The sequence below is a fragment of the Martinezella rhizogenes genome (assembly GCF_000799715.1).
In the GTDB taxonomy this organism is placed as follows: Bacteria; Pseudomonadota; Alphaproteobacteria; order Rhizobiales; family Rhizobiaceae; genus Rhizobium; species Rhizobium rhizogenes_C.
On the sequence record NZ_JUHG01000011.1, the window covers coordinates 1,099,626 to 1,123,378 of the forward strand.

Below are 23,753 nucleotides of genomic sequence, written 5' to 3' on the forward strand. Positions count from 1 at the left end.
TGGCCGGCCACACACGGGCAGCCGGCCTCGACGGATTAGAGCTGGCGAACCGCCACGGCTTCCTCGGCGGCGACGGCAAGCGGATTGCGCAGCGGCAAACCGAATTCGGCGACTTCGATCTCAAAGACATCGCCCGCTTCCGGCTTGATGCCCTCGGCGAAAGACAGTGTCGCCGTGCCGAACATATGAACATGCACGTCGCCGGGAGCGCGGAACAGATCGTACTTGAAGTGATGATATTCGAGATTGGCGAAGGTATGCGACATGTTCGCCTCGCCCGAGAGGAACGGCTTTTCGAAGATTACCTTGTCGCCGCGCTTGATACGCGAAGAGCCGCGAATATCCTCCGGCGCAACGCCGATGCGGATTTCCGGACCGAAGCTTGCCGGACGCAGCTTGGAATGGGCGAGATAGAGATAGTTGATCCGCTCGGTGACGTGATCGGAAAATTCATTCGAGAGCGCAAAGCCGATGCGAAACGGCGTGCCGTCCTTGGCGATGACATAGATGCCGGCCATTTCGGGCTCTTCGCCGCCATCAAGCGCGAAGGACGGAGAAACGAGTGCCGCGCCCGGAGCTGCCGCGCCATAGCCGTTGCCCTTGTAGAACCACTCGGGCTGTACGCCCTTCTCGCCGTCCTTGGGCTTGCCGCCTTCGATGCCCATCTTGAACATCTTCATGGAGTCGGTGAGCGTCTCTTCAGCTGCTTCCGTCGTCTTCTTGTGCATGGAATCGCGGGTCGCGGCGGAGCCGAGATGCGTGAGGCCAGTGCCGGTCAGATGCAGATGAGCGGCGTCCGGATGGGTGATCGGCGACAGGAAACGACCGTCGGCATAGGCTTTTTCCAGATCGATCGCCTCGCCGAGGCCATGTACCTCGATAACGGAGGCGAGCGACTTGCCACTATCGGCGGCTTCCATTGCCAGTGCATAGACGCTGGCTGCATTGACGACAGCCTTGGCAGCATCGCCAGGCCCGTTACGGACAGCGACAATGATCTCGCCATTCGAACCCTTGATCTGGGAAATCAGCATAGTTTCATCCTTTCCTAATAGACAGAGGCTGGATGCATTCCACCGCTCCGGCTCTCAGCGAGAGCCGGACTCTGTCATGGATTTGGTTTTGATCGTCGGCTAAGCGCTTTAGCGATCAGCCCTTGTTCTTGTTATAGACATCGATGAAGACGGCAGTGAGAAGCACCGCGCCCTTGATCATCTTCTGCGAATCCGTCTGGTAGCCGAGGATCGACATGCCCTGGTTCAGAACACCCATGATCAGGGCGCCGATCACCGCGCCGGTCACCTTGCCGACGCCGCCTGAAGCGGAAGCGCCACCAATGAAACAGGCCGCGATAACGTCGAGTTCCAAGCCATCGCCGCCCTTGGCGGTCGCTGAATTCAGACGTGTCGCAACGATGATGCCGGCGATGCTGGCAAGCATGCCCATGTTCACGAAGGTGTAGAAGGTCAGACGCCGGGTATCAATACCGGAGAGCTTGGTCGCCTTCTCGTTGCCACCCATCGCATAAATGCGGCGGCCGATCGTGGTGCGCTGGGTCACGAAGGCATAGATTGCGATCAGCACCAGCATGACGATCAAGACGTTGGGCAGGCCCTTGGCCGACGAAATCTGATATCCGAGGAACAGGGTCGCTGCAAAAAGCAGCAGATTCTGCCCAAGGAAAAAGCCCATCGGCTCGACATCGATACCGTGTTTTTCATTCACCTGACGACGACGCCAGGAAAGGAAGAACATCACAATCGGTATGGCGACGGTCAGAAGGATCGATGTTCCATGGATACCGGCGACGTCGAAAAAGTCCGGAACGAAGCCGGTCGCCATGATCTGGAAAGCCGGCGGGAACGGACCGATGCTGCTGCCGCTGCCGGTCATGTTGATGATCGCATAGGTCAATCCGCGAAACACCAGCATGCCCGAAAGGGTCACGATGAACGACGGAATGCGGTGATACGCGACGAAATAGCCATGCCAGGCACCGACAAGGGCACCCATCGCCAGGCAGATAATCGTCGCAAGAACCAGGTTCATATGCCATTGCACGACAAGGACGGCGGCGACCGCGCCGATGAAACCGACGACGGAACCGACCGAGAGGTCGATATGGCCTGCCACGATGATCAGCAACATGCCGAGCGCCATCACGACGATGAACGAATTCTGCAGCACGAGATTGGTCAGGTTCAGCGGCCTGAACAGAACGCCGCCGGTAACGATTTGGAAGAAGAGCATAATGGCGACAAGCGCGATCAGCATGCCGTATTCGCGGATATTATTGCGGATATAGTCGCCGATCGAGACGACGCTGGGGCCTTCTTTGGTTGGGCTGGCCGTAGTCATTAGTGCTTCTCCCCTGAACGCATGATAGCGCGCATGATGGTTTCCTGGCTCGCCTCTCCCTTCGGCAATTCAGCGACGATCCGGCCTTCGTTCATGACATAGATGCGATCGCAGGTGCCGAGGAGTTCGGGCATTTCCGATGAGATCATCAGAACGCCTTTCCCGTCGGCGGCAAGCTGGTTGATGATGGAATAGATTTCGTATTTAGCGCCGACGTCGATGCCTCGCGTCGGCTCGTCGAGGATAAGCACCTCCGGATCGGAGAACAGCCATTTCGACAGAACAACCTTCTGCTGGTTGCCGCCGGAAAGGTTGACCGCCTCCTGAAATACGCCCGAAGAGCGGATACGCAGCTTCGAGCGGAAATTGGTGGCAACCTGAAGCTCGCGGACATCGTCGATGACCGTCGCCTTGGAAACGCCCATGAGATTGGCGAGCGTCGTGTTGTGCAGAATGCTTTCGGTCAGCACCAGGCCGAGCTGCTTGCGGTCTTCGGTAACGTAGGCGAGCCCGGCGTCGATGGCGCGGCGCACCGTGCTGACATCCACCGGCTTGCCATCGATAAACACCTCGCCGCTGATCTTGTGGCCATAGGACTTGCCGAAGACGCTCATGGCGAATTCAGTACGGCCGGCGCCCATCAGGCCGGCGATGCCGACCACTTCGCCCCTGCGGACGTTGACATTGATGTCGTGCAGCACCTGGCGGTCGCGGTGCTGCTGATGGAAGGCATTCCAGCTCTTGACCTCGAGAACCGTCTCGCCGATCGGCACAGAACGCGGAGGGTAGCGGTCCGCAAGCTCGCGGCCGACCATGTTGCGGATGATGATGTCTTCGCTGATTTCTTCCTCGTGACAGTTCAGCGTCTTCACCGCCATACCGTCGCGCAGCACCGTAATCTCGTCGGCCACCTTGCGCACTTCGTTGAGCTTGTGCGTGATGATGATCGAGGTGATGCCCTGATTGCGGAACTCCATCAGGAGATTGAGCAGCGCGTCCGAGTCGCTTTCGTTGAGCGAAGCGGTCGGTTCGTCGAGGATCAGAAGCTTCACGCTCTTCGACAGGGCCTTTGCAATCTCGACAAGCTGCTGCTTGCCGACGCCGATGTCGGTCACAAGCGTGCTCGGAGATTCCTTGAGGCCGACCTTTGCGAGAAGCTGCTTGGTGCGGTTGAAAGTATCCTGCCAGTTGATGACGCCCTTGGCGGCAACCTCGTTGCCGAGGAAGATGTTTTCGGCAATCGACAGGAGCGGCACGAGCGCCAGCTCCTGGTGGATGATGATGATGCCGATCTCTTCGGAGTCCTTGATGGTCTTGAACTGACGCACCTGGCCGTCATAATAGATATCGCCGTCATAGCTGCCGGCCGGATAGACGCCCGAGAGCACCTTCATCAGGGTGGACTTGCCGGCCCCGTTTTCGCCCACCAAAGCGTGGATCTCGCCCTGACGGACCTTCAGATTAACATTTTCCAAAGCGTTCACACCGGGGAACGATTTGGTGATGGTCCGCATTTCGAGGATTGTATTGTCCATTTTTCGTATCCAACGCCGCAGCCGAACATAACAGACCGGGCGACCGTCTTAAATATCAGAGTCAGGGCCCGTCTTGCGGCGGGCCCTGATGGGTAAATCGAAAAGACTACTTCAGCTGGTCGGCCTTGTAGTAGCCGCCCTCGACGAGAACCTTCTCATAGTTGGTCTTGTCCACTGCGACCGGGGTCAGCAGGTAGGACGGAACAACCTTGACACCGTTGTCGTAGGTCTTGGTGTCGGTGACTTCTGGCGTCTTGCCTTCCATCAGAGCGTTGACCATGTCGACGGTAACCTTTGCGAGGTCACGGGTGTCCTTGAAGATCGTGGAGTGCTGCTCGCCAGCGATGATGGACTTGACCGACGGAATTTCGGAGTCCTGGCCGGTAACGATCGGGAGCTTCTGGTCGCCGGTGCCGTAGCCGACGCCCTTGAGCGAAGACAGGATGCCGATGGAGAGACCGTCATAAGGAGACAGAACGGCATCGACATGCGCATCGGTGTAGTAAGCCGAAAGCAGGTTGTCCATGCGGGCCTGAGCCGTTGCCGGATCCCAACGCAGCGTGCCGACCTTGTCCATGCCCTGCTGGCCGGACTTCACGACCAGCTTGCCGCTGTCGATGTAAGGCTTGAGGACAGACATTGCGCCGTCATAGAAGAAGAAGGCGTTGTTGTCGTCCGGCGAACCGCCGAAGAGTTCGATGTTGAACGGGCCTTTGCCGTCCTTGAGGCCGAGGCCATCAACGATCGAGCCAGCCTGAAGAACGCCAACCTTGAAGTTGTCGAACGTGGCATAATAGTCGACATTGCCGCTGTTGCGGATCAGGCGGTCATAAGCGATGACCTTGATACCGGCATCATGAGCCTTCTGCAGAACGTCGGACAGCGTCGTGCCATCGATCGCAGCGATAACGAGAACCTTGTCACCCTTGGTGACCATGTTCTCGACCTGCGAAAGCTGGTTCGGAATATCGTCGTCGCCATACTGAAGGTCGGTGCCGTAGCCAGCAGCCTGGAGCTGCTTGACGATGTTGTTGCCGTCATCGATCCAGCGGGCCGAAGCCTTGGTCGGCATGGCGATACCAACGGTGCCCTTGTCTGCCGCGAAGGCAGGCGCCACCAACATAGCGACGCTGATCGCAGCAGCCGCCGTCAATGAGATAATGGACTTCATTACTCTCTCCCTTGTTTTAATAATGCGGCGGACAAAAAATGCCCGCCCGAAACTGCGGCAGGTTCCGTAGAAGGAACGGTTTACTTCTGGTTGTGAGAAACGAAGTAGAACTCCTCCACGCTCTCACGTGCATGAGCTGCACCCGGCGCACGCTGGGCAAATTCGTACGATTTCGTATAACTGTCAAATAGAATAACTGGCAAAACATATACCCAATTCGGTATAATGTTAAAAAATAGTACTTTTTTGCCAGCGAAAGGGAAAATTGGCGGCCATGGAGAAAATATATAACGATTATTCGAGCGAAGGCATCGAGATTCACTCGGACAGTTTTCGCGACGACACCCTGCTCAGGGCTGGTTTGAAGCTCAATCACCTGCGCATGATCGTGACGATCGAGGATCATGGACAAATTTCCGCCGCCGCCGAGTCCATGAACATGTCACAACCTGCGGCTTCGCGCATGCTCTCCGAAATGGAGTCGATTGTCAAAAGTCCGCTTTACGAACGCGTCGCGCGCGGCGTTGTCCTGACGCCTTTCGGCCTGGCGCTGGCCAAGCGAGCGCGCAAGATCCTGCTCGAACTGCGCGAGGCGAGCCGGGAGATCGGCGAGCTCAGAACCGGCAAGGGCGGCTCCGTCTTTCTGGGCGCCGTCACGGCCCCAGCAATCAGCCTCGTCGTGCCGGCGATCCAACGCGTGACGCGCGCCTATCCCGGCATCGAAATCAATATCGAGGTGGAAAACAGCAACGTGCTGGCGCGCGAGCTCCTCGCCGCCCGCCATGACTTCATCATCAGCCGCATTCCGGACGAGCTCAACCCACGCCTGTTCACCTCCCATGAGATCGGCGTAGAGAAAGCCTGTCTCGTGGTCCGTCATGGGCATCCGCTATTGGAGAAAGGAGTCGCCAGTCTTGAGGACCTGCCCGGCTATGATTGGGTCTTTCAGCCGCCCGGCACGATGCTCCGGCGCAAGGTGGAGGATATCTTCATCACCGCCGGCGTGCCCCTGCCGGAAAATATCGTCAACACCTCCTCGCTGCTGCTGACGCTCGCCGTCGTCTGCAAGACGGACGCCATCGCCCCGATCGCGCTCGACATGGCGCAATTCATCTGCGGACAATCATCGAAAGCGGGCGAATCCTGCATCCTGCCGATCGACTTCGAGCTTGAGGTAAAGCCCTACAGCCTGATCACCGCCCGCGAACGCGCCATGCCGCCGAGCGCCCGGTTGCTGCACGACATGATCCTGGAGGAAAGCCGGAACCTCCTTCTGGCATAAGCCTCGTCCATGATCAGCAGCCAGCCATAAGCTCCACGCCAACTTGGGCGGCTATCCTGAGTTCCTCTGGAGGCAGGCATGTTATTCGGGCAATCACTGTTTCAATCCGTCCTCGATCGTCTCGAGACGGAAGATGACAAAGCGACGAAGGATGAGACGGCGCATCGCATCCGCGGTCTCAATGTGAGCTTTGTGGCGACCGTTCTCGGGGGCGAGCCGGCTGCGTCCTCTCGCCCCGACGACGCCTATATCGACAATCTCGGCCATGAAATCCCCTCGCCCGATCCGCTGCCTGAGCCCGAACCAAGGGAACCGGAGCCCCAAGTGATGCCGGATTATCTGTCGCGGACCTCCAGGGAAGAGGTGACCGCAGAACTAGCGATCTCCCCGCAAAGCACGCTACAATCTCTCCACGAAAAGCGCAGGGCCTTCGCCAAGGCCAATCATCCCGACAGCGTCGCCCCGCCCTTTCGCGAACAGGCGACCATGCGCATGATGATCGCCAATCAACTGATCGACGAGGCCCTGCGGCGTCTGGCGCGGTAGCTATTTCTTCTCGTCCGCCGGCTCTTCGTCTTCATCTTGATCGTTCACAACGGTCTTTTCCGCCTCGGGCGGCTGCGGATTGAAGTTCAAGAGCAGCATCCAGGCGCTGTAGGCCCCAAGCCCGCCGACGATAACGGCCCAGAACGGCTCCGGACCAAACGCCTCGATCGTCGCCCAGCCAAGGCAGACGGCAACGATCAGAACCCGCACCCAGAGCGGCTTGTAAACGGGATGGCTGGGATCGATCAGTTTCATGAGCTTCGTTCGCCTGTTGGAGAGATCCTGTCTTTAGCGCATGATCTCTAAAACTGTGAAGCAGTTTCGAAAAAGCCTGTCCAAAGATAAGCCGTTTTCGCAATGTGAATTTTAAAATTGTGAAACGCTGGCGGCTTGACGTCGCGTTCGGAAGATGGAATGAAAATTCCATATTGATTTTTATTCGGTTCATTTGTTCCGAAATCAGGGAGGTAAAAATGACTGTCAGATTTGGTCTTCTCGGCGCCGGACGCATCGGCAAGGTGCATGCGAAAGCCGTGAGCGGCGATGCCAACGCCAAGCTCGTCGCGGTGGCGGATGCCTTTCCAGCCGCTGCGGACGCCATTGCCGCCGCCTATGGCTGCGAAGTGCGTACCATCGAGGCGATCGAGGCCGCAAAGGACATCGACGCCGTCGTGATCTGCACGCCGACCGACACCCATGCCGATCTGATCGAGCGCTTCGCTCGCGCCGGCAAGGCGATCTTCTGCGAAAAGCCCGTCGATCTCGACGTCGCCCGCGTCAAGGCCTGCATCAAGGTGGTCGACGAGGTGAAGGGCAAGCTGATGGTCGGCTTCAACCGCCGCTTCGACCCGCATTTCATGGCCGTCAAAAAGGCCATCGACGAGGGCCGTATCGGCGCGGTCGAGATGATAACGATCACCTCGCGTGACCCCGGCGCGCCGCCGGTCGACTATATCAAGCGTTCGGGCGGTATTTTCCGCGACATGACCATCCATGATTTCGACATGGCCCGCTTCCTCCTCGGCGAAGAGCCGGTTGCCGTCACGGCCACCGCTGCCGTCCTGGTCGACAAGGAGATCGGCGAGGCTGGCGATTACGACAGCGTCTCCGTCATCCTACAGACCGCATCCGGCAAGCAGGCGATCATCTCCAACTCCCGCCGCGCCACCTATGGTTACGACCAGCGCATCGAGATCCACGGCTCGAAAGGCATGGTCGCCGCCGAAAACCAGCGGCCCTTCTCGATCGAAGTCGCCAACGGCGAAGGCTATACCCGCCCGCCCCTGCATGACTTCTTCATGACCCGCTACACCGAAGCCTACGCCAACGAAATCGCCAGCTTTATCGCTGCGATCGAAAAGGGCGCCACGATCACGCCATCGGGCGCCGACGGCCTCGCAGCCCTCAAGCTTGCCGACGCGGCGCTGCAGTCCGTCAAGGACGGGAAACTGGTGAAGGTCGATTAAGGCCTATCCAGCATCATCAGAATCAGAATGGCCGGGTTATCGCCCGGCCATTTCAGTTTGCCCGCGTCACTTCGCCGACCGCTGATGGGTCGGCGGCAGAATTACTGGTTTCAGGAGCCACGACGCCCGCCTTCACCATATCGCTGTCCATGATCGTCAGCGCGCGGTTCAAATGCCCCTCGAACACCAGCGTCGGCTCGTCGGCAAGAACCCGCAACTCCGGCATGCCCTCCATGCGCACGACATGCGAGTCCGCCAGCCCTTCCGTTATCCCCTCCAGCAGCAGGTCGTAATAGCGCGCGCCGGGGCCGGTGATGGCAATCGGCATGCTCTCATGCAGGCTGAGCACGCGCGACAGGCCGTTGCCGAGCGCCAGCCCCGCCTGGCGAAAGGCAAGGATATTCCTGCGGTTGCCCTGCCGGGCGCTTAGAGCGATCTTATCCAATTCCGCGACCGGCACGAATTTCGCCGGGATCGTGTCGAGCGGCACATCGAAAGCCGAGCGCAGGATCGCGTAGAAGCCGGCATAGGCCTCGATGCAGCCCCGCGATCCACAGCGACAAAGGCCGCCTCCCGGCAGATGCAGCATATGACCGAAATTCGGCGCCGATATCTGATGACCGCCCTCCTCGCTGCGGCGCACGATGCCGAGGCCGATGCTGTGGCCGAGTGACAGGGCGGCAAGCGCCCGGAAACCGGCCCCCTTCTCATTCTCTTCCTGCCGGCCGACGGCGGCCGCCACCAGCAACGTCTCATTGCCGAGGATGATCTTCGCCGACCAATCCTCGCGCAGCACCGCGGCAAAATCGATCTCTTCCCGCCCGAAAATCGGCGACCAGCGCAGGATCGGATCGGAGGCATCGACCAGTCCCTTGCTGCTGATCGAAATCATCAGAACCTTGTCGCGCGACAATCGCGAACGGGTAACGATACGGTCCAGCGCACTCCGCAAACCGGTCACAAACGAGCCGACGCCGGAGACATCCTGCGGTCTCTCCTCTGTGAAACGATCCATCAACCGGCCGGCATAATCCACAAGCGAATATTGCACGGCATCGGACGAAATAATGACGACGATGAGGTAGCCGCAATCGCGCCGCTGCGAGAACTGCACGCGCGGACGACCGCGGCCGCTGGCGGCCTGCTGCTCCGCCTTCTCGATAATCTGCGCCCGCTCCAGATCGGCGGTGATGACCGATACGGTCGCGGATGAAAGCTTCGTGAAATCAGAGAGTTCGGTATGAGCAAGGGGACCGTGGCGGCGCAGCGCCGCCAGCACCAGAACACTGTTCTTCTGACGGACCAATTCGGTGCTCGATTTGGCCAGCATCAACAAGCCTCCCCCTCATTCCACCCTCCTGTCCGCACCTCCAGATGGCTCTTGTTCATCGGCCGGTTAAACCTGGCGGTGCGGGTGTTGACAGTTGAAAATTTCTCTGACACTAAATTTCTCGACTGTCGAGAAAAAAATCAGAACCTTTCTCGTCAGCGTTATCGCGGCGGCCGACGGGAGTTTCAGGATACGTGCGGTCGCATTCACTCGGGAGGGTAATATGAAAGCTTTTATCAAGCTGGCTGCGGGCGCAGCCATCGTTTTGACCATGCAGACGGCAGCCTTCGCCAAGGATCTCGTCGTTGGCGTTTCCTGGTCGAACTTCCAGGAAGAGCGTTGGAAGACCGACGAAGCCGCCATCAAGAAGGCGCTCGCGGCAGTCGGCGCCAAGTATATTTCCGCTGACGCCCAGTCTTCCGCTTCCAAGCAGCTGACCGACGTTGAATCCCTGATTTCCCAGGGCGCCAACGCGCTGATCATTCTCGCCCAGGATTCCGACGCCATCGGTCCGGCCGTCGAAAAGGCTGCCGACGAAGGCATTCCGGTTGTCGGCTACGACCGCCTGATCGAAAATCCGGCTGCCTTCTACATCACCTTCGACAACAAGGAAGTGGGCCGCATGCAGGCTCGCGAAGTCCTGAAGGCCAAGCCGGAAGGCAACTACGTGTTCATCAAGGGCTCGTCTTCCGACCCGAACGCCGACTTCCTCTTCTCCGGCCAGATCGAAGTGCTGAAGTCCGCCATCGACGCCGGCAAGATCAAGAATGTCGGCGAAGCTTACACCGACGGCTGGCTGCCGCAGAACGCGCAGCGCAACATGGAGCAGTTCCTGACCGCCAACAACAACAAGGTTGACGCGGTCGTCGCCTCCAACGACGGCACCGCCGGTGGCGCCGTTGCCGCTCTCGATGCCCAGGGCCTCGCCGGTTCCGTTCCGGTTTCCGGCCAGGACGCCGACAAGGCAGCGCTCAACCGTATCGCCCTCGGCACGCAGACCGTTTCCATCTGGAAAGACTCGCGTGAACTCGGCAAGCGCGCCGCTGAAATCGCCCTTTCTCTTGCCGGCGGCAAGACCCAGGACCAGATCGACGGCGTCCAGACCTTCAGCGGCGGCCCGAAGCATGTTGCCATGAAGTCTGTCTTCCTGACCCCGGTCGCCATCACCAAGGACAATCTGAACGTCGTCGTCGACGCCGGCTGGATCTCCAAGGCTGAAGCTTGCCAGGGCGTCAAGGCCGGCGCTGTCGCAGCCTGCAAGTAAACGACGACCCTTGGACGGTCGATCCAACGACACTATCGACGCCGCAACGGCTTTCCGTTGCGGCGTCGAATGCGGATTAGAGGCCGACAACTCTTCCTTGCAGTTGGAGACAGAGCTTCCCGCAGCGTGCTGCGCCATCGCATAGCCCGTTGATTTGCCGCATGGCGGTCATGGGGCCGGACGAAGACCGGCAGGACAGGCGATGACGCATTTTTTGAGATTGGCGCGGTTGCCAGCGATAGCCCAGAATGCATCGCAGGCCGCGCCCAATAGAGGGAGAACGGCAAAGCGATGGCCGACATGACACAGTCCACCACATCGAGCGGGCCCCGGAACGCAGATGCCGGCGCAATCACCCGCTTCCTGCGCGCCACCGAAATCGATACCCGCCTGCTCGGCATGATCGGAGCGCTGCTGATCATCTGGATCGGCTTCGATCTTTATCTGAGGGTCTTCGATGGCCGCGAATTCCTGACGGCCAGAAACCTCTGGAACCTCTCGGTGCAGACCTGCGAAATCGCGGTCCTTGCCACCGGCATGGTGCTGGTCATCGTCACGCGCAATATCGACCTTTCGGTCGGCTCGCTGCTCGGTTTCGTCGCCATGATCATGGGCGTTATCCAGGCCAAATGGCTGCCGCAATATCTCGGCTTCGACAGTTCCTGGACCTGGATCATCACGCTCCTCTGCGGCCTGGCGATCGGCACCGCCATCGGCGCCTTCCAGGGTGCGATCACCGCCTTCATGAATGTCCCCTCCTTCATCGTCACGCTCGGCGGCCTCCTCGTCTGGCGCGGTCTCGCCTGGTACGTCACCAGCGGCCAGACCGTCGCGCCGATGGACTCCACCTTCGTCATCATGGGCGGCAGCGGCGCCACGGGCTCGATCGGCGCCACCTGGAGCTGGGTCGTCGGCGTGCTTGCCTGCCTGATGATCATCGCCGGCATCGTCGGTTCGCGCCGCCAGAGAAAGCGCTTCGGCTTTCCGCGGCGTCCGCTCTGGGCGGAATATTTCCTCGGCTGCCTCGGCTCCGCCGTGGTGCTCGGCACGGTCTATCTCTTCAACAGCTATAACTGGCCGGTCGGCATCGCCAAGCGCTACGCCACCGAACACAATATTACCTGGCCGGATGCAGGCCTGGATATCCCCTATGGCATCTCGGTTCCGGTTCTCATCGCCGTGCTCATCGGCATCGTGATGACCTTCATCGCCACCCGCCTGCGCTTCGGCCGCTATGTCTTCGCGATCGGCGGTAATCCGGAAGCAGCCGAGCTTGCCGGCATCAAGACACGCTGGGTGATCATCAAGATCTTCGCGCTGATGGGCTTTCTTGCCGCCGTCGCCGCCGCGATCTCGACCGCCCGCCTGAATTCGGCGGTCAACTCGCAGGGCACCACCTACGAACTCTTCACCATCGCAGCCGCCGTCATCGGCGGCACGTCGCTCGCAGGCGGCAGCGGCACGGTCGCCGGCGCCATGCTCGGCGCCCTGGTGATGCAGTCGCTACAATCGGGCATGGGCCTCGCCAATGTCGATACGCCCATTCAGAACGTCGTCGTCGGCGTTGTCCTGGTGGTCGCTGTCTGGCTCGACATCGTCTATCGCTCGCGTGCCAAGTAAAAGGAATTCTGAACCATGACGGATCAAACCACTCCGCTTGTGGAAATGAAGAACATTTCCATCTCCTTCGGCGGCATCCACGCTGTCGACAACGCCTCGGTCGACCTCTACCCCGGCGAAGTCGTAGCCCTGCTTGGCCACAACGGCGCCGGCAAGTCGACGCTGATCAAGATCCTCTCCGGCGCCTACAAGCGCGACAGCGGCGATATCCTGATCAACGGCGAACCCGTCGATATCCGCACCCCGCGCGACGCCAAGAAATACGGCATCGAGACGATCTACCAGACGCTGGCCGTCGCCGATAATGTCGACGCCGCCGCCAACCTCTATCTCGGCCGCGAACTGCAGACCCGCTGGGGCACGCTCGACGACGTCGCCATGGAAGCCAAGGCCCGCGAAGTGATGGGGCGCCTCAACCCCAACTTCAAGCGCTTCAAGGAGCCGGTGAAGGCACTTTCGGGCGGCCAGCGCCAGTCGGTGGCGATCGCCCGTGCCATCCTCTTCGATGCCCGCATCCTGATCATGGACGAGCCAACGGCGGCACTCGGCCCGCAGGAGACGGCGCAGGTCGGCGAGCTGATCAAGCAGCTGAAGAAGGAAGGCATCGGCATCTTCCTCATCAGCCACGACATCCACGACGTCTTCGACCTCGCCGACCGCGTCTCGGTGATGAAGAACGGCCAGGTCGTCGGCCACGCCCGCACCGAAGACGTCACCAAGGACGAAGTGCTGGGCATGATCATCCTCGGCAAGGTCCCGCCCAAAGCCATCCCCGGCCCCGGCGCGATGAAGGTCTGAACCGCAACATCGCCACCCCATAAACAAGGCCGCGACCCAAAGGGTTCGCGGCCTTGTTTCATTTGATCGCACCGATCTGCACTTTCCCGCATTTTCCGCATTGAAGCCAAACGCTTCCTAGGCTAAGAACCTGCCATCGGACAGGCGAGTCAACCCGCCTCAGGCATGCACCCGTAGCTCAGCTGGATAGAGTGTTGGATTCCGATTCCAAAGGTCACAGGTTCGAATCCTGTCGGGTGCGCCAATATTTTCAGTTAGTTAGCATCAGAATTATACGGCGAAGCTTCCGTACAAGAAGCACATAGGAAGCAACGCTCTTTGTTTCCCTCTACCTGAAGAACCGAACCTCCATGTGGTCTATACCTCTTGCTATCCGATCGAAATTCGGATGATCTGCATCCAAAGCGTGCAGCCTGCGAGAGCGAAAGGACAGTAATTGAAACCAATTTTCATCATAATCGCATTAACCTTTGCTGCTTTCGCCGGCGCGAGCAGCGCCGCTGTCACCGAAACTCCGGCACTCCCTGAATTCGATATGATGCATTACTGTCACGACCTCACGTCCAAGATGCTTGTCAAATCTGAGCAAGCACGAGAAACAGCCATCTGCGTCTATTGGGAGAGCATCTCCAAAGCGCAGTTGCAGAACCATTGGAGCCTCGTGACGCCGGCAGCTCTCAAGGAGTGCATGAAGTATCAACCGTTGAGCCGACAGGCTTATATTTATCTTCGTTCATGCGTTAGCTATTCAATAGGGCTACAATGTTTGAAAGACGCCGCGAGTTGCACCTCAAAGTAGCCAACCCGAATTGCGGTGACAGTGCATTTAACAGGAGTTCGTATCGCCAACTTGGCATGCCTAGAAATCGCGAATGAATAGAATGCACCGTTAAATAGTTTTATCTCCGGTCAGCCGAACCTTTTTGCCGAGGTACAGCCTCCCAAGACATAGTCTCCGAAATCATATAGCGCAAACAATGACATAAGAGTGCGCAGTTTTGTCCTCACCGGCGCGCTACTTCCCAACTAAACATTGCCCGACCACCCAACCACCACCAACCTACCGCCCCAACCATCCCCTCAACCTGCTCCCCCTATGCGGATCCGCATAGTGAAACAGCGCCGTGGCCCTGATCTTCTCGGGGTCGCAGGGTGCGTTCGTATGGATCGAGCGATAGCCCCAGAAGAAATAGAGATTTCCCGGGACCATGGAGATGCGAAGGAATCGATCCGGGGTTGATTTTGCCATGCCGCGCAGGACCCACTGGGTAAGCGGATTGTCGAGCAGGAGCTTGTCGATCAGGTTGCTGGCATACCAGCGCCTGACGTGCCGGAAATTCGGCAGGACGATGAGTTCGCCGCTGTCTTTTCCAGTCGGCACCTCGATAGGAAGGAGCACGGTCAGAACGTAGGAATCGAAGTGAAACACCATCGAATGCTTGCGGCCTGTGCTGCCGGTCAGGCATCGCAGGATTTGATAGTAAGGTTGGTCCGGCGCGGGTCTCGACGTCGCGATCTCATAGGCGCGCATGCAAATGTGCCGGAGCGCCGGCGACGACGCCAGCTTCCCGAGCGCTGTTTCAGCGACGGGTTCCGGACCGCGCAGCATGGTGTAGCGATTGCCCGCCGCCGTTACCGCATTCCGCACGAATTGACGCAGGTCATCCATGTCGGCGGGCGAAATATACTGCGGAAGAACGGCATATCCGTCCCGATTGATCTCCCGAACCAGCGACGAAATCTCCGCCTCCGACAAGTCCCGGGAAGGCTGGTGAGGATCAATGGGCTCACTGGAATCAGGCGACTGAAGAGCACCCGTTGAAGCGGCGATTTCGGAAGTCATAATATCCCCTCCCATCATCCCTAATAAATTCAATTAAAAGTTAAGTTCAAATCATCGTCAAGGACGTTTTTTGCTTTAATAACACGAACTTATTCCAAGTATCTCGACCAATAATGGAATTTCATAGCAGCAACAACGGGATATAATTTACAATCTTCGCGTTATCAGCACATCATCTTCTGCATGTCGACCTCAGCGCGACATCGACCTAAGCCTCGTCACTTCAAAATCGAATTCGCCCGCTGGCTTGAAAACGAGCGGCGGCTCACAGGATAGACAAAGCGCTGAACCGGAAAATGAGCCGGGCAAATTTCGCCAGCGATCACGACATTGTGCGTAGCAGCTAAAAATCATGAAAAAACTGTAACTTGTCTCTCGGCTGATTGAGAGCGACATTTCTATCGCGCCGGATAAACGAGGTGATAGATATGTCAGACTTGGAAATGTTGGTGAGACGCCGGATCGAGGAAGAACGTGCCAAGGGCACTTCCCCGGAGCGTATAACCCAGCTCATTCAAGAGCTCTTCAATAGCGTGGACGCCGCCCAGGCGAACGCGCCGGTAGCGGCTTCTCGCAGACGATAGCAAAACTCCCGTAGACTGACAGCGGCCGGCTCGCGGCATATGTTCCGGAGCCGGCTTGCGTCTGAAAAGAGGGCCACCAGAGCTACGTCAGCGCGTGCCCGTAGAGCCGGACTCCTTGTCCAGCGCCGTCAAGATCCGGTATGCCGCCTTGATGCGCGCGGAGATCGGATAGTTCCTGTTCGCCAGCATCACGATGCCGATGCCCTTGGCGGGAACGAACGCGACATAGGCGCCGAAGCCGTTGGTGGAGCCGGTCTTGTTGAGCAGCACGTCCCTGCGCGGCGGCTGTGGCGGCACGAGCTTATCCGCCTTGTTGGGGTTGCGGGACATCTCGTTGGAATTTCCTGCCTGCAATCGCTCTAAGCTCGTGGGATAGGCATACATTTCCCAACCCAGCCCCTGCGTCATGTCGCCAATCCTGTAATATCCCGTATGCGTCGCGGCGATCGCGCTTTGGAGCGGTTCATCCAGTTTCGAACTGTCCATGTTCACCTCAAGGAAGTGGATCATGTCGGCCGCGGTCGTCTTCACGCCATAGGCTTCCGAGTCCATCGGCCCCGGCCCCACGCGGATGGGCTTGTTGCCCTTCGCATAGCCATAGGCGTAGTTGCCCATCTGCTCCTGCGGGACACGGATATAGGTGTGGGTCAGGCCGAGCCCCGGGAAGATCTTGCCTTCCATCAGATCGTCGAACGGCGCGCCCATGCTCGCGGCGGCGAGATAGCCGAACAGGCCGATGCTGGGGTTGGAATAGAGCCGATGGGTGCCGGCGGCATAGGCCGGCTTCCAGTTCCGGTAATAGGCGATCATCTTGTCCTGACCGGTCACATCATCAGGAAACTGCAGCGGCAGACCGCCCGCCGTATAGGTGCCGAGATCGAGAAGACTGATGTTGTCGAAGCTGCTTCCGGCGAGCGCGGGCAGATATTTGCTCGCCTTGTCGGAAAAGGACAGCGTTCCGCGCAGTTGTGCATAGGATGCAAGAGTTGCCGTGAAGGTCTTGCTGATCGAGCCGAGCTCGAAGAGCGTATCCTTGGTGACCTTCTGCCCGCTCTCCCTGGAGGCGACGCCGTAGTTGAAGACATAGTGCTTGCCGTGGACCGAGACCGCCACGGCCACGCCCGGAATATCGTTTTCCTTCATGGTGGGGCGGATCGCGTCGTTGACGGCGCGCTCAAGCCGGGCTTGCTCGCCGCCATCAGCAGCGTAGACGCTGGTGCCATGGAACAGAGACGCGACGGCGATCATTCCAAGTGTTGGAAGAAAGAGATTTCTCATAACGAAAACAATGTCCTTATGTAGATAATTGACCGCATCCGCAACGAATGACGGCCAGCAGTTAGCAAGGGAAAACGGACTATGCAGCCGCGCCATGACCTCGACAAACGATCAATTCTGGGCTTAGACATGAGAAAAACTTGGGCATTGAGGGATCATGGACATTTCGCAGCTACCGCTGAACGCCCTGCGCGTCTTCGAAGCCTCGGCGCGGCATGGCAGCTTTACACGGGCCGGCATGGAGCTTCGGGTTACGCAGACGGCCATCAGCCATCAGGTCAAGGCGCTTGAGGAGGTCCTGGGGATCACCCTGTTCAAGCGCCTGCCGCGCGGCCTGGCGCTGACCGACGAAGGACATGCGCTGCTGCCGGTGCTGACCGATGCATTTCGGCGCATGAGCGCGACGCTCAGCCAGCTAGAGGAAGGCAACTTCGACGAGATACTGACCGTCGGCGTGGTCGGCACCTTCGCGATCGGCTGGCTCTTGCCGCGCCTCTCCTCGTTCAAGGTTCAGCATCCCCACGTCGATCTACGGCTCAAGACGAACAACAATCGCGCCGACATGGTGCTCGACGGCCTCGATTTCTTCCTCCGGTTCGGCGACGGTGCATGGCACGGAACGGAGGCGATCCATCTGATGGATGCACCCCTTTCTCCGGTGTGCACGCCGGCATTAAGCCAACATCTCCGCGCGCCGGCGGATATGGCCAATCTCGAGCTGCTGCGGTCATATCGGGTCGATGAATGGCCGCTCTGGTTCAGGGCGGCGGGGGCAGCGCCACCCAATCTGCGCGGCTGGATGTTCGATTCGTCCCTGACGTTGGTGGAGGCGGCCGCGCGGGGCGTGGGCGCGGCACTCGTTCCTGTCGCCATGTTCTCGGAGGAGATTGAAGCGGGCCGGATCGTTCAGCCGTTTCCAATCACGGTGCTGACCGGCAGTTATTGGCTGACGCGACTGAAATCACGCGCGGAAACCGCTTCCATGAAGGCTTTTCGCCAATGGTTGATGGCGGAAATGGAAGATCAGCCGTAACGGTATCCTTGGCACTACGCAGTGAACGCAAAGTCCAGAACCTGCCGCACCAGCTCGGTCGCATAGCCTTTGCCCCAGCTATCTGGATGTAGATGATAGGAGAGGTTGAGACCCTCAAACTCCCTCGACACGGTGACCCCGCCGAACCCGATTAGCTCGCCATCCGCTTCGACGGCCCAGCGGCCAAATCCATGGCTGCGCCAATGATCCATATCGCGCGCAAGGCGTCGGCCACTCTCCTCCCGCGTATCTGGCGTCGGGTCTGGCCGATGCGCAACAAGTTCCTGCCGCGAAAAGAGCGCCGCGACGAAATCGATGTCCGTCTCCACCGGCACCCGCAAAAGCAGACGCTTTGTGCGCCAAACCCGCTCAGCCATCGATCATCCTAACCAGCCTCTCCCGGGAACGAGCACCACCGCCGCAATTGGAGGTGAAGAAAAGCACCCCTGATCCCCGATGATCGTCATGGGCACTTTGCGGTCTTCCACGGATTATGTAAATCGAACAGGAACAAGGATTGGGAGATGGTTATGAGCGACGACTTGCTGGGCACTGATATCAATGCGATTACGCGGATCCATGGAACTTTCACGCTGCGATCCGGTCTGGTCTCAAACGAGTATTTCGACAAGTACCGATTCGAATCCGACCCGGCTCTTCTGCGCCGCCTAGCGCGATGCATGTTGCAGCTATTGCCGAGCGATACGCAGGTTTTGGCCGGCCTGGAACTGGGCGGCGTCCCGATTGCCACCGCAATGTCGCTGGAAAGCGGGCTGCCGGCGGCCTTCATCCGCAAGGAGGCAAAGAGCTACGGCACATGCAAGGCGGTCGAAGGCCTGGATATCAAGGGCAAGAAAGTCACGTTCATAGAGGATGTGATCACCACGGGCGGTGCAGTCGTCGACGCGGCTAAGCTGGTCCGTGCCGAAGGCGCCGATATTCTCGCCGTCATCTGCGCGATCTGGCGCGGGAACGGCGAACCCTCTCTTCCCGGACTTCCGGGCCTCCCTGTCTTTCCGGCGCTGCGGGCATCTGAATTGCGATAGGGATACAGCCAAGCTTATACGGCTATCGCCAACGCCGCCTGTTCGTAGCAGCAGGCAGCGTTGGAAACACCCACGCGGCATCCGGATTCATGAAGCGTATCCGCCACCACCTCCACAAAGAGCCGGCGGAACCATACAGCCCTGCTATCGGCCTTATCGACACGGCGATAGAGCATCGTCACTGGATCGGCCGGTAGGTCGAGAGGCGGCTGCGAAACCGTCAGATTATGCAATTGCGCCATGCATCGGGCGATCGATTCCGGGATCGTCGCGATAGCCGGCATGGCCCGGAGCGCCATCGGCAAGGCGGAATAACGCGGCACGGTCGCGACGACCTGACGACGATATCCGACACGGGCGAGAGCGAGATCGACATTGGTCAGCATGTTGCCTTCCAGGGAGACGGTAATGTGGTCTGCCTTCGCAAAATCCTCAAGCCCAAGCGGCGCGTCCAACCTTATATGCCGGGGGTCGTATATGCAGGCCGACGCCTGATCGAACAATGGCGCGCGAATATGCCAGGATGCCGGCTCCTCATGCACCGAGATGCTGAAGTCATAGGCCCCTTCGTCCAGTAGCTGCCCTGCTTCGCGCTTGTCGAAAGCCACGCCGGTCAACCGGGCATTTGGCGCAAGGCCGCGCAACCGCGCTGCCAATGGACCGAAAAAATCCGATTCGAGATTGTCGCACATGCCAACGCGGAACTCGCCCTGCCAGCTCGCAGGATCGAAAGCCGCCGGCGGTCGGATGGCCCGCTCAATGCCGGAAAGCGCGTCCTCAATGGCAGGAGCGATGGACAGAGCGCGCGCCGTCGGCTGCAAACCGCGCCCGACACGCACGAACAATTCGTCGTCAAGCGTCTCGCGCAATCGGCGTAGCGCTGCGGACAGGCCCGGCTGGCCAAGCAGCAGCCGCTCGGCGGCACGGCTCACATTCCGTTCCTGCATCAGCACGGAAAAGGCCAGCAGCAGATTGAGGTCTATTTTTCGGAGTGTCGCATCATTCATCATTATCAGTAATACCTGACATGGTTACTATCAATTTGCAATAGGATTAGAAGCTGTACATTTTCTCGTTCCCTGCCGCCAACCAACCTCCCAAGAGGCGACAGCATTGGAAGGAACGATCCCGATGACGAATTCCCAATCACGAAGTGGGGCCGGGCTGGCATTATTGCTGCTTTGCGCCGCCAACTTTCTCGATGCCATGGATGTCTCCACCATTGGCGTCGCCCTGCCCGCCATCCAGACCGAACTCGGCATGCAAGCGACATCGCTGCAATGGGCCGTTAGCGCCTATGTGCTCGGCTATGGCGGCTTTCTGCTGCTGGGCGGCCGCGTTGCCGATCTTTTCGGCCACCGCCGCGTCTTCCTCTGGTCGCTCGCCGTCTTCGCCGCCGCCAGCATCGCCGGCGGCTTCGTCGATAGCGCCCCGACCCTGATTGCCGCGCGACTGATCAAGGGCATCGCCGCCGCCTTCACCGCGCCGGCGGCTCTCGCCCTCCTGCTTTCCGTCTTTGGAGAGGGCAACGCCCGCGCCAAGGCGCTCGGCGTGTTCTCCTCAACAGGCGCTGCCGGCTTCGTGCTCGGTATGGTGCTGGGTGGTGCTGCAACCCTCTTCAGCTGGCGGGCGACGCTGGTCATGGGCGCGCCTGTCGCCCTCCTCACGCTGGCGATCGCTCCCTTCGTCCTGCCCGCCGACCGCCCGCGGACCGGATCAAAAGCCCGCTTCGACTGGGCCGGTGCGCTGACGATCACGCCCGGGCTGCTGCTGTTCGTCTTCGGCGTTACCAATGCCGCAGCCGAGGGCTGGCGGGCATTTCCCACCTGGGGCGCGCTTGTTGCAGCACTGGTCCTGATCCTGCTCTTCCTGCTCGTCGAAGCCCGGCATAGCGATCCGATGGTGCCACTTGCCATGTTCCGGCGCGCCAAGCTCAGCCATGCCAATGCCATCGCCGCCCTTTTCCAGGGCTCCTATGTCGGCTTCCAGTTCATCGCGACGCTTTATTACCAGACCGTCGTCGGCTGGTCGGCCTTCGCCACCGGCTTCTCTTTTGCCCTCGGCGGCGTCTGCGTGATGTTCCTGGCGCCGCGATTTGCGACGATCGGCCAGAACCGGGGCACGACTGGCCTGATGACGCTCGGCGTCGGCTTGCAGGCTATCAGCTATATCTTCTGGGTGATCTCGGTCGGGCATATCGATCCGATTCTGCTCGTCGCGGTCTCGCAGATCTTGCTCGGTATCGGCTATGCCATGACCTATCCCTCGGTGCAGGTGGCAGCCCTTGCCGATGTCGAAGACGACAAATCAGGACTGGCCTCCGGCATGCTCTTCGCTTCCTTCCAGATTGGCGGCGGCATCGTGCTTGCGGCAGCCTCAGCCGTCTTCAGTGCGGCTCCTCAGTTCGGCTGGAACCCCTATGTCGCCGGCACCGCCTTCGTTGCGATCCTCGCCACGGCGATCATAGCGCTGGCGGCCCTAGGGCCAAGAACGGCGACATCGCGTCCAGATGCCTACCAGGCCGCTGAATAGTCGGTATCTTTCATACCCGCGCCAATCCGGCGCGGGTATGAGCGACCGTCCCGACGCCACCAGTGCCGTCACGAATACTATTGCGATGATAACGCAGCCGCCTCGGCCGCGCGGCGGCTCAGCAGGTCTCGCTCACGCTGGTTTCCGGCGAGCGTGGCAGCTTCCTCAAAGGCGGACCTCGCCTCCTCAAAGCGAGCAAGCTTGTGAAGCAGATCGCCGCGAACGCTCTGTACCAGATGATACCCTTTCAGCGCCGGCTCATGAGCAAGCTGGTCCATGATCGCCAGCCCAGCCTCCGGCCCCTCCACCATGCCCACAGCAACCGCGCGATTGAGCTCTACAATCGGCGACGGCACGACAGCCACCAGCTCCCCATAAAGCCCGGCGATACGGGACCAGTTGGTCTCATCGGCTGTATGGGCCTCCGCGTGGCAAGCGACGATTGCCGCCTGCAATGCGTAAGCGCCGCCGGCCCCTCCAAGGTCGCGTGCCTGTGCAAGTGCCCGCAGACCTCGCCGGATCTGTAATTGATCCCACAGGGCCCGGTTCTGCTCCAGCAGCAGGATCGGCTCGCCGTCAGCGTCCGTGCGTGCCGCGGTGCGCGAGGCATTCAGCTCCATTAGCGCCAGCAAGGCATGTGCTTCGGGCTCATTCGGTGCGACGGAGGTCAGCACGCGGCCCATGCGCAGCGCCTCATTGCAGAGCTGTGGCCTCAGCCAGTCCTCGCCACGCGCAGCCGTATAGCCCTCGTTGAAAATCAGATAGACGACCTCCAGCACGGATGCGAGCCGTTGCGCAAGCTCGTCCCCGCGCGGTGTCTCATAGGCCAGCCCCGATTCCGAAAGGGTTCGCTTGGCGCGGACGATGCGCTGGGCGATCGTCGCCTCGGGCAGTAGGAAAGCCCTGGCGATCTCCTCGGTCGTCAGGCCGCAGATCATCCGTAACGCCAATGCGACGCGGGCCTCACGCGAGATCAGCGGATGGGAAGCAGTGAAAACGAGGCGAAGCAGCTCATCGCCTATGTCGTCGTCGAGGGCGGCGTCCAGATCGGGCATAGCCTGCTGCTCCTCGTCCATATCCAGGGCGATCATCTTATGCTTACGATCGAGCATCTGGCGACGGCGCAAATGATCGAGCGCGCGACGCTTGGCGGTCGCCATCAGCCATGCGCCCGGCCTTTCCGGAACGCCGGTCTCCGGCCATCGTTCGAGGGCTGCCAATAGCGCCTCCTGCGTCAGGTCTTCGGCAAGAGGCACATCGCGCAGCATCCTCGCCAGGCTAGTGATCAGCCTCGGCTGCTCGATCCGCCAGACAGCCAGGATCGTTCGATGGGAGTTGGCGGCCGTCATGGCCGCCTATCCCGTCTCTTTCGGCGTTTGCCTCAAGCGACTGCCGCCGCATGCGGATCGCACGCGCCCTCCATATCGGACGTGAAGAATGGGCGAACTTCGCACGTACCTTCCCAGCCCGGCATGAAATCTATGTGAAGCTGCATGAACTCGACGGCCAGCGCCACCGCCTCTTCCTTGTTCTGAAATTCGGAGATCGCGTAGCCGCCGATAACCTCCTTGGCTTCGACGAACGGGCCGTCGAGCACGTTGAGCTTCCCGCCCTTGATGCTGACGCGGGCACCCGTGGCCATCGGCATCAGTCCGCCGGTATCGATCATCCGGCCGGCCTTGATCTCACGATCGGCAAGCTTGCCCATCGCTTCCATGAGTTCCGGCGTTGGCGTAGCGACGTGAGCAGATGTGATAATCGACATGAAGCGCATTTGACCATTCCCTTCGAGGCGAGCAGCTGGCGTCATTGCCGCTGAATTGGCTCGCTCAATACAACGACGAAGCAATCCTTCGAGAATCGACAGGCGGGTAAAAAAAAGCGTGGCCGGGATCGAAAGACGGCAACTCCTCCAAGACCGCCAACGCCACCAGCCTATCAATGTCACGCGCAGATAAGCAACTCGCCAAATTGCGGCAATCTAGGACGCAGTCTCATGCCCTCGAATCCAGCCAGACGCCGGCGGCTGCTGATTGACTCCGAACGGCCATTGCAAGATGGTGACCG

The 23,753-nt window shown here is 59.7% G+C and carries 20 protein-coding genes, 1 tRNA gene and 1 pseudogene; 10 read left to right on the forward strand and 12 right to left on the reverse strand.

The window, feature by feature from the left end:
- Nucleotides 1-35: 35 nt before the first annotated feature.
- The 4 genes from araD1 to chvE all read right to left on the reverse strand — a co-directional run bounded on the left by araD1 (nt 36) and on the right by chvE (nt 5,064).
- The gene (araD1, locus tag EX00_RS09215) at nt 36-1,034 is read right to left on the reverse strand and encodes an AraD1 family protein (protein ID WP_047456540.1); all 999 of its coding nucleotides are present in this window, start codon (nt 1,032-1,034) and stop codon (nt 36-38) included.
- A gap of 115 nt (nt 1,035-1,149) precedes the next feature.
- Nucleotides 1,150-2,358 carry a multiple monosaccharide ABC transporter permease gene (gene mmsB, locus EX00_RS09220; protein WP_047456542.1) on the reverse strand — a complete coding sequence of 403 codons (1,209 nt, stop codon included), beginning with the start codon at nt 2,356-2,358 and terminating at the stop codon, nt 1,150-1,152.
- Nucleotides 2,358-3,893, reverse strand: a complete 1,536-nt coding sequence (mmsA, locus tag EX00_RS09225) for a multiple monosaccharide ABC transporter ATP-binding protein (protein WP_047456544.1) — start codon at nt 3,891-3,893, stop codon at nt 2,358-2,360. The genes mmsB and mmsA overlap by 1 nt, the downstream gene beginning before the upstream one ends.
- Before the next feature lie 106 nt (nt 3,894-3,999).
- Nucleotides 4,000-5,064 (reverse strand): multiple monosaccharide ABC transporter substrate-binding protein, encoded by a 1,065-nt coding sequence (gene chvE / locus EX00_RS09230; protein ID WP_047456545.1) that lies wholly within the window; start codon nt 5,062-5,064, stop codon nt 4,000-4,002.
- Nucleotides 5,065-5,338: 274 nt separating this feature from the next.
- Here chvE and EX00_RS09235 point away from each other — a divergent pair, with 274 nt between their 5' ends.
- Both EX00_RS09235 and EX00_RS09240 read left to right on the forward strand, forming a co-directional pair.
- Nucleotides 5,339-6,346: a LysR family transcriptional regulator gene (locus EX00_RS09235; RefSeq protein ID WP_047456547.1), complete on the forward strand. Its 1,008-nt coding sequence runs from the start codon at nt 5,339-5,341 to the stop codon at nt 6,344-6,346.
- Between the two features lie 78 nt (nt 6,347-6,424).
- Nucleotides 6,425-6,892 carry a hypothetical protein gene (locus tag EX00_RS09240; RefSeq protein ID WP_047456550.1) on the forward strand — a complete coding sequence of 156 codons (468 nt, stop codon included), beginning with the start codon at nt 6,425-6,427 and terminating at the stop codon, nt 6,890-6,892.
- Here the strand turns inward: EX00_RS09240 and EX00_RS09245 are convergent, their stop codons facing one another.
- Complete coding sequence (locus EX00_RS09245; RefSeq protein ID WP_047456552.1) at nt 6,893-7,147, reverse strand: hypothetical protein; 255 nt, start codon at nt 7,145-7,147, stop codon at nt 6,893-6,895.
- A gap of 218 nt (nt 7,148-7,365) precedes the next feature.
- Between EX00_RS09245 and iolG the strand changes: the two genes are divergently transcribed.
- A complete protein-coding gene (gene iolG / locus EX00_RS09250) occupies nt 7,366-8,358 on the forward strand; it encodes an inositol 2-dehydrogenase (RefSeq protein ID WP_047456555.1) in 993 nt (330 codons plus the stop codon).
- Between the two features lie 52 nt (nt 8,359-8,410).
- Here iolG and EX00_RS09255 read toward each other — a convergent pair whose 3' ends face one another.
- Nucleotides 8,411-9,688, reverse strand: coding sequence for an ROK family transcriptional regulator (locus tag EX00_RS09255; protein WP_047456557.1), 1,278 nt, complete (start codon nt 9,686-9,688; stop codon nt 8,411-8,413).
- Between the two features lie 223 nt (nt 9,689-9,911).
- Here EX00_RS09255 and xylF point away from each other — a divergent pair, with 223 nt between their 5' ends.
- The 4 genes from xylF (at nt 9,912) to EX00_RS09275 (ending at nt 13,614) form a co-directional block, all read left to right on the forward strand.
- The gene (xylF, locus tag EX00_RS09260; RefSeq protein WP_047456559.1) at nt 9,912-10,952 is read left to right on the forward strand and encodes a D-xylose ABC transporter substrate-binding protein; all 1,041 of its coding nucleotides are present in this window, start codon (nt 9,912-9,914) and stop codon (nt 10,950-10,952) included.
- Nucleotides 10,953-11,243: 291 nt separating this feature from the next.
- Complete coding sequence (locus EX00_RS09265; protein WP_047456561.1) at nt 11,244-12,572, forward strand: sugar ABC transporter permease; 1,329 nt, start codon at nt 11,244-11,246, stop codon at nt 12,570-12,572.
- A gap of 15 nt (nt 12,573-12,587) precedes the next feature.
- Nucleotides 12,588-13,370 (forward strand): ATP-binding cassette domain-containing protein, encoded by a 783-nt coding sequence (locus tag EX00_RS09270; RefSeq protein ID WP_047456563.1) that lies wholly within the window; start codon nt 12,588-12,590, stop codon nt 13,368-13,370.
- 167 nt (nt 13,371-13,537) lie between these two features.
- Nucleotides 13,538-13,614, forward strand: a tRNA-Arg gene (locus EX00_RS09275).
- An 816-nt stretch (nt 13,615-14,430) separates the two neighbouring features.
- Here EX00_RS09275 and EX00_RS09285 read toward each other — a convergent pair.
- Together EX00_RS09285 and ampC are read right to left on the reverse strand one after the other, a co-directional pair.
- Complete coding sequence (locus EX00_RS09285) at nt 14,431-15,213, reverse strand: hypothetical protein (protein ID WP_080761222.1); 783 nt, start codon at nt 15,211-15,213, stop codon at nt 14,431-14,433.
- Between the two features lie 671 nt (nt 15,214-15,884).
- Nucleotides 15,885-17,075: a class C beta-lactamase gene (ampC, locus tag EX00_RS09290; protein ID WP_047457641.1), complete on the reverse strand. Its 1,191-nt coding sequence runs from the start codon at nt 17,073-17,075 to the stop codon at nt 15,885-15,887.
- Between the two features lie 157 nt (nt 17,076-17,232).
- On the opposite strand from ampC, the gene EX00_RS09295 reads away from it, so the two are divergent.
- Nucleotides 17,233-18,108 (forward strand): LysR family transcriptional regulator, encoded by an 876-nt coding sequence (locus EX00_RS09295; RefSeq protein WP_047456567.1) that lies wholly within the window; start codon nt 17,233-17,235, stop codon nt 18,106-18,108.
- 23 nt (nt 18,109-18,131) lie between these two features.
- On the opposite strand, the pseudogene EX00_RS09300 reads toward EX00_RS09295, so the two are convergent.
- Nucleotides 18,132-18,485: pseudogene (locus tag EX00_RS09300) on the reverse strand (GNAT family N-acetyltransferase); the annotation flags it as partial.
- Nucleotides 18,486-18,638: 153 nt separating this feature from the next.
- Between EX00_RS09300 and pyrE the strand changes: the two are divergent.
- Nucleotides 18,639-19,154, forward strand: a complete 516-nt coding sequence (pyrE, locus tag EX00_RS09305) for an orotate phosphoribosyltransferase (protein WP_080761223.1) — start codon at nt 18,639-18,641, stop codon at nt 19,152-19,154.
- Between the two features lie 14 nt (nt 19,155-19,168).
- Here the strand turns inward: pyrE and EX00_RS09310 are convergent, their stop codons facing one another.
- On the reverse strand, nt 19,169-20,164 hold the full coding sequence (locus tag EX00_RS09310) for a LysR family transcriptional regulator (protein ID WP_047456571.1): 996 nt from the start codon (nt 20,162-20,164) through the stop codon (nt 19,169-19,171).
- A 121-nt stretch (nt 20,165-20,285) separates the two neighbouring features.
- On the opposite strand from EX00_RS09310, the gene EX00_RS09315 reads away from it, so the two are divergent.
- Entirely contained in the window at nt 20,286-21,686 is a 1,401-nt protein-coding gene (locus EX00_RS09315; protein ID WP_047456573.1) for an MFS transporter, read from the forward strand.
- A gap of 77 nt (nt 21,687-21,763) precedes the next feature.
- Here the strand turns inward: EX00_RS09315 and EX00_RS09320 are convergent, their stop codons facing one another.
- Entirely contained in the window at nt 21,764-23,035 is a 1,272-nt protein-coding gene (locus tag EX00_RS09320) for an RNA polymerase sigma factor (protein ID WP_047456575.1), read from the reverse strand.
- Between the two features lie 32 nt (nt 23,036-23,067).
- Entirely contained in the window at nt 23,068-23,460 is a 393-nt protein-coding gene (locus EX00_RS09325) for a YciI family protein (protein ID WP_047456577.1), read from the reverse strand.
- Between the last annotated feature and the right edge of the window lie 293 nt (nt 23,461-23,753).

Excerpts from the sequence above, each read along its gene's own strand:
- araD1 (WP_047456540.1), bottom strand. The coding sequence starts at position 1,034 with ATGCTGATTTCCCAGATCAAGGGTTCGAATGGCGAGATCATTGTCGCT.
- mmsB (WP_047456542.1), bottom strand. The coding sequence starts at position 2,358 with ATGACTACGGCCAGCCCAACCAAAGAAGGCCCCAGCGTCGTCTCGATC.
- mmsA (WP_047456544.1), bottom strand. The coding sequence starts at position 3,893 with ATGGACAATACAATCCTCGAAATGCGGACCATCACCAAATCGTTCCCC.
- chvE (WP_047456545.1), bottom strand. The coding sequence starts at position 5,064 with ATGAAGTCCATTATCTCATTGACGGCGGCTGCTGCGATCAGCGTCGCT.
- EX00_RS09235 (WP_047456547.1), top strand. The coding sequence starts at position 5,339 with ATGGAGAAAATATATAACGATTATTCGAGCGAAGGCATCGAGATTCAC.
- EX00_RS09240 (WP_047456550.1), top strand. The coding sequence starts at position 6,425 with ATGTTATTCGGGCAATCACTGTTTCAATCCGTCCTCGATCGTCTCGAG.
- EX00_RS09245 (WP_047456552.1), bottom strand. The coding sequence starts at position 7,147 with ATGAAACTGATCGATCCCAGCCATCCCGTTTACAAGCCGCTCTGGGTG.
- iolG (WP_047456555.1), top strand. The coding sequence starts at position 7,366 with ATGACTGTCAGATTTGGTCTTCTCGGCGCCGGACGCATCGGCAAGGTG.
- EX00_RS09255 (WP_047456557.1), bottom strand. The coding sequence starts at position 9,688 with ATGCTGGCCAAATCGAGCACCGAATTGGTCCGTCAGAAGAACAGTGTT.
- xylF (WP_047456559.1), top strand. The coding sequence starts at position 9,912 with ATGAAAGCTTTTATCAAGCTGGCTGCGGGCGCAGCCATCGTTTTGACC.
- EX00_RS09265 (WP_047456561.1), top strand. The coding sequence starts at position 11,244 with ATGGCCGACATGACACAGTCCACCACATCGAGCGGGCCCCGGAACGCA.
- EX00_RS09270 (WP_047456563.1), top strand. The coding sequence starts at position 12,588 with ATGACGGATCAAACCACTCCGCTTGTGGAAATGAAGAACATTTCCATC.
- EX00_RS09285 (WP_080761222.1), bottom strand. The coding sequence starts at position 15,213 with ATGACTTCCGAAATCGCCGCTTCAACGGGTGCTCTTCAGTCGCCTGAT.
- ampC (WP_047457641.1), bottom strand. The coding sequence starts at position 17,075 with ATGAGAAATCTCTTTCTTCCAACACTTGGAATGATCGCCGTCGCGTCT.
- EX00_RS09295 (WP_047456567.1), top strand. The coding sequence starts at position 17,233 with ATGGACATTTCGCAGCTACCGCTGAACGCCCTGCGCGTCTTCGAAGCC.
- pyrE (WP_080761223.1), top strand. The coding sequence starts at position 18,639 with ATGAGCGACGACTTGCTGGGCACTGATATCAATGCGATTACGCGGATC.
- EX00_RS09310 (WP_047456571.1), bottom strand. The coding sequence starts at position 20,164 with ATGATGAATGATGCGACACTCCGAAAAATAGACCTCAATCTGCTGCTG.
- EX00_RS09315 (WP_047456573.1), top strand. The coding sequence starts at position 20,286 with ATGACGAATTCCCAATCACGAAGTGGGGCCGGGCTGGCATTATTGCTG.
- EX00_RS09320 (WP_047456575.1), bottom strand. The coding sequence starts at position 23,035 with ATGACGGCCGCCAACTCCCATCGAACGATCCTGGCTGTCTGGCGGATC.
- EX00_RS09325 (WP_047456577.1), bottom strand. The coding sequence starts at position 23,460 with ATGCGCTTCATGTCGATTATCACATCTGCTCACGTCGCTACGCCAACG.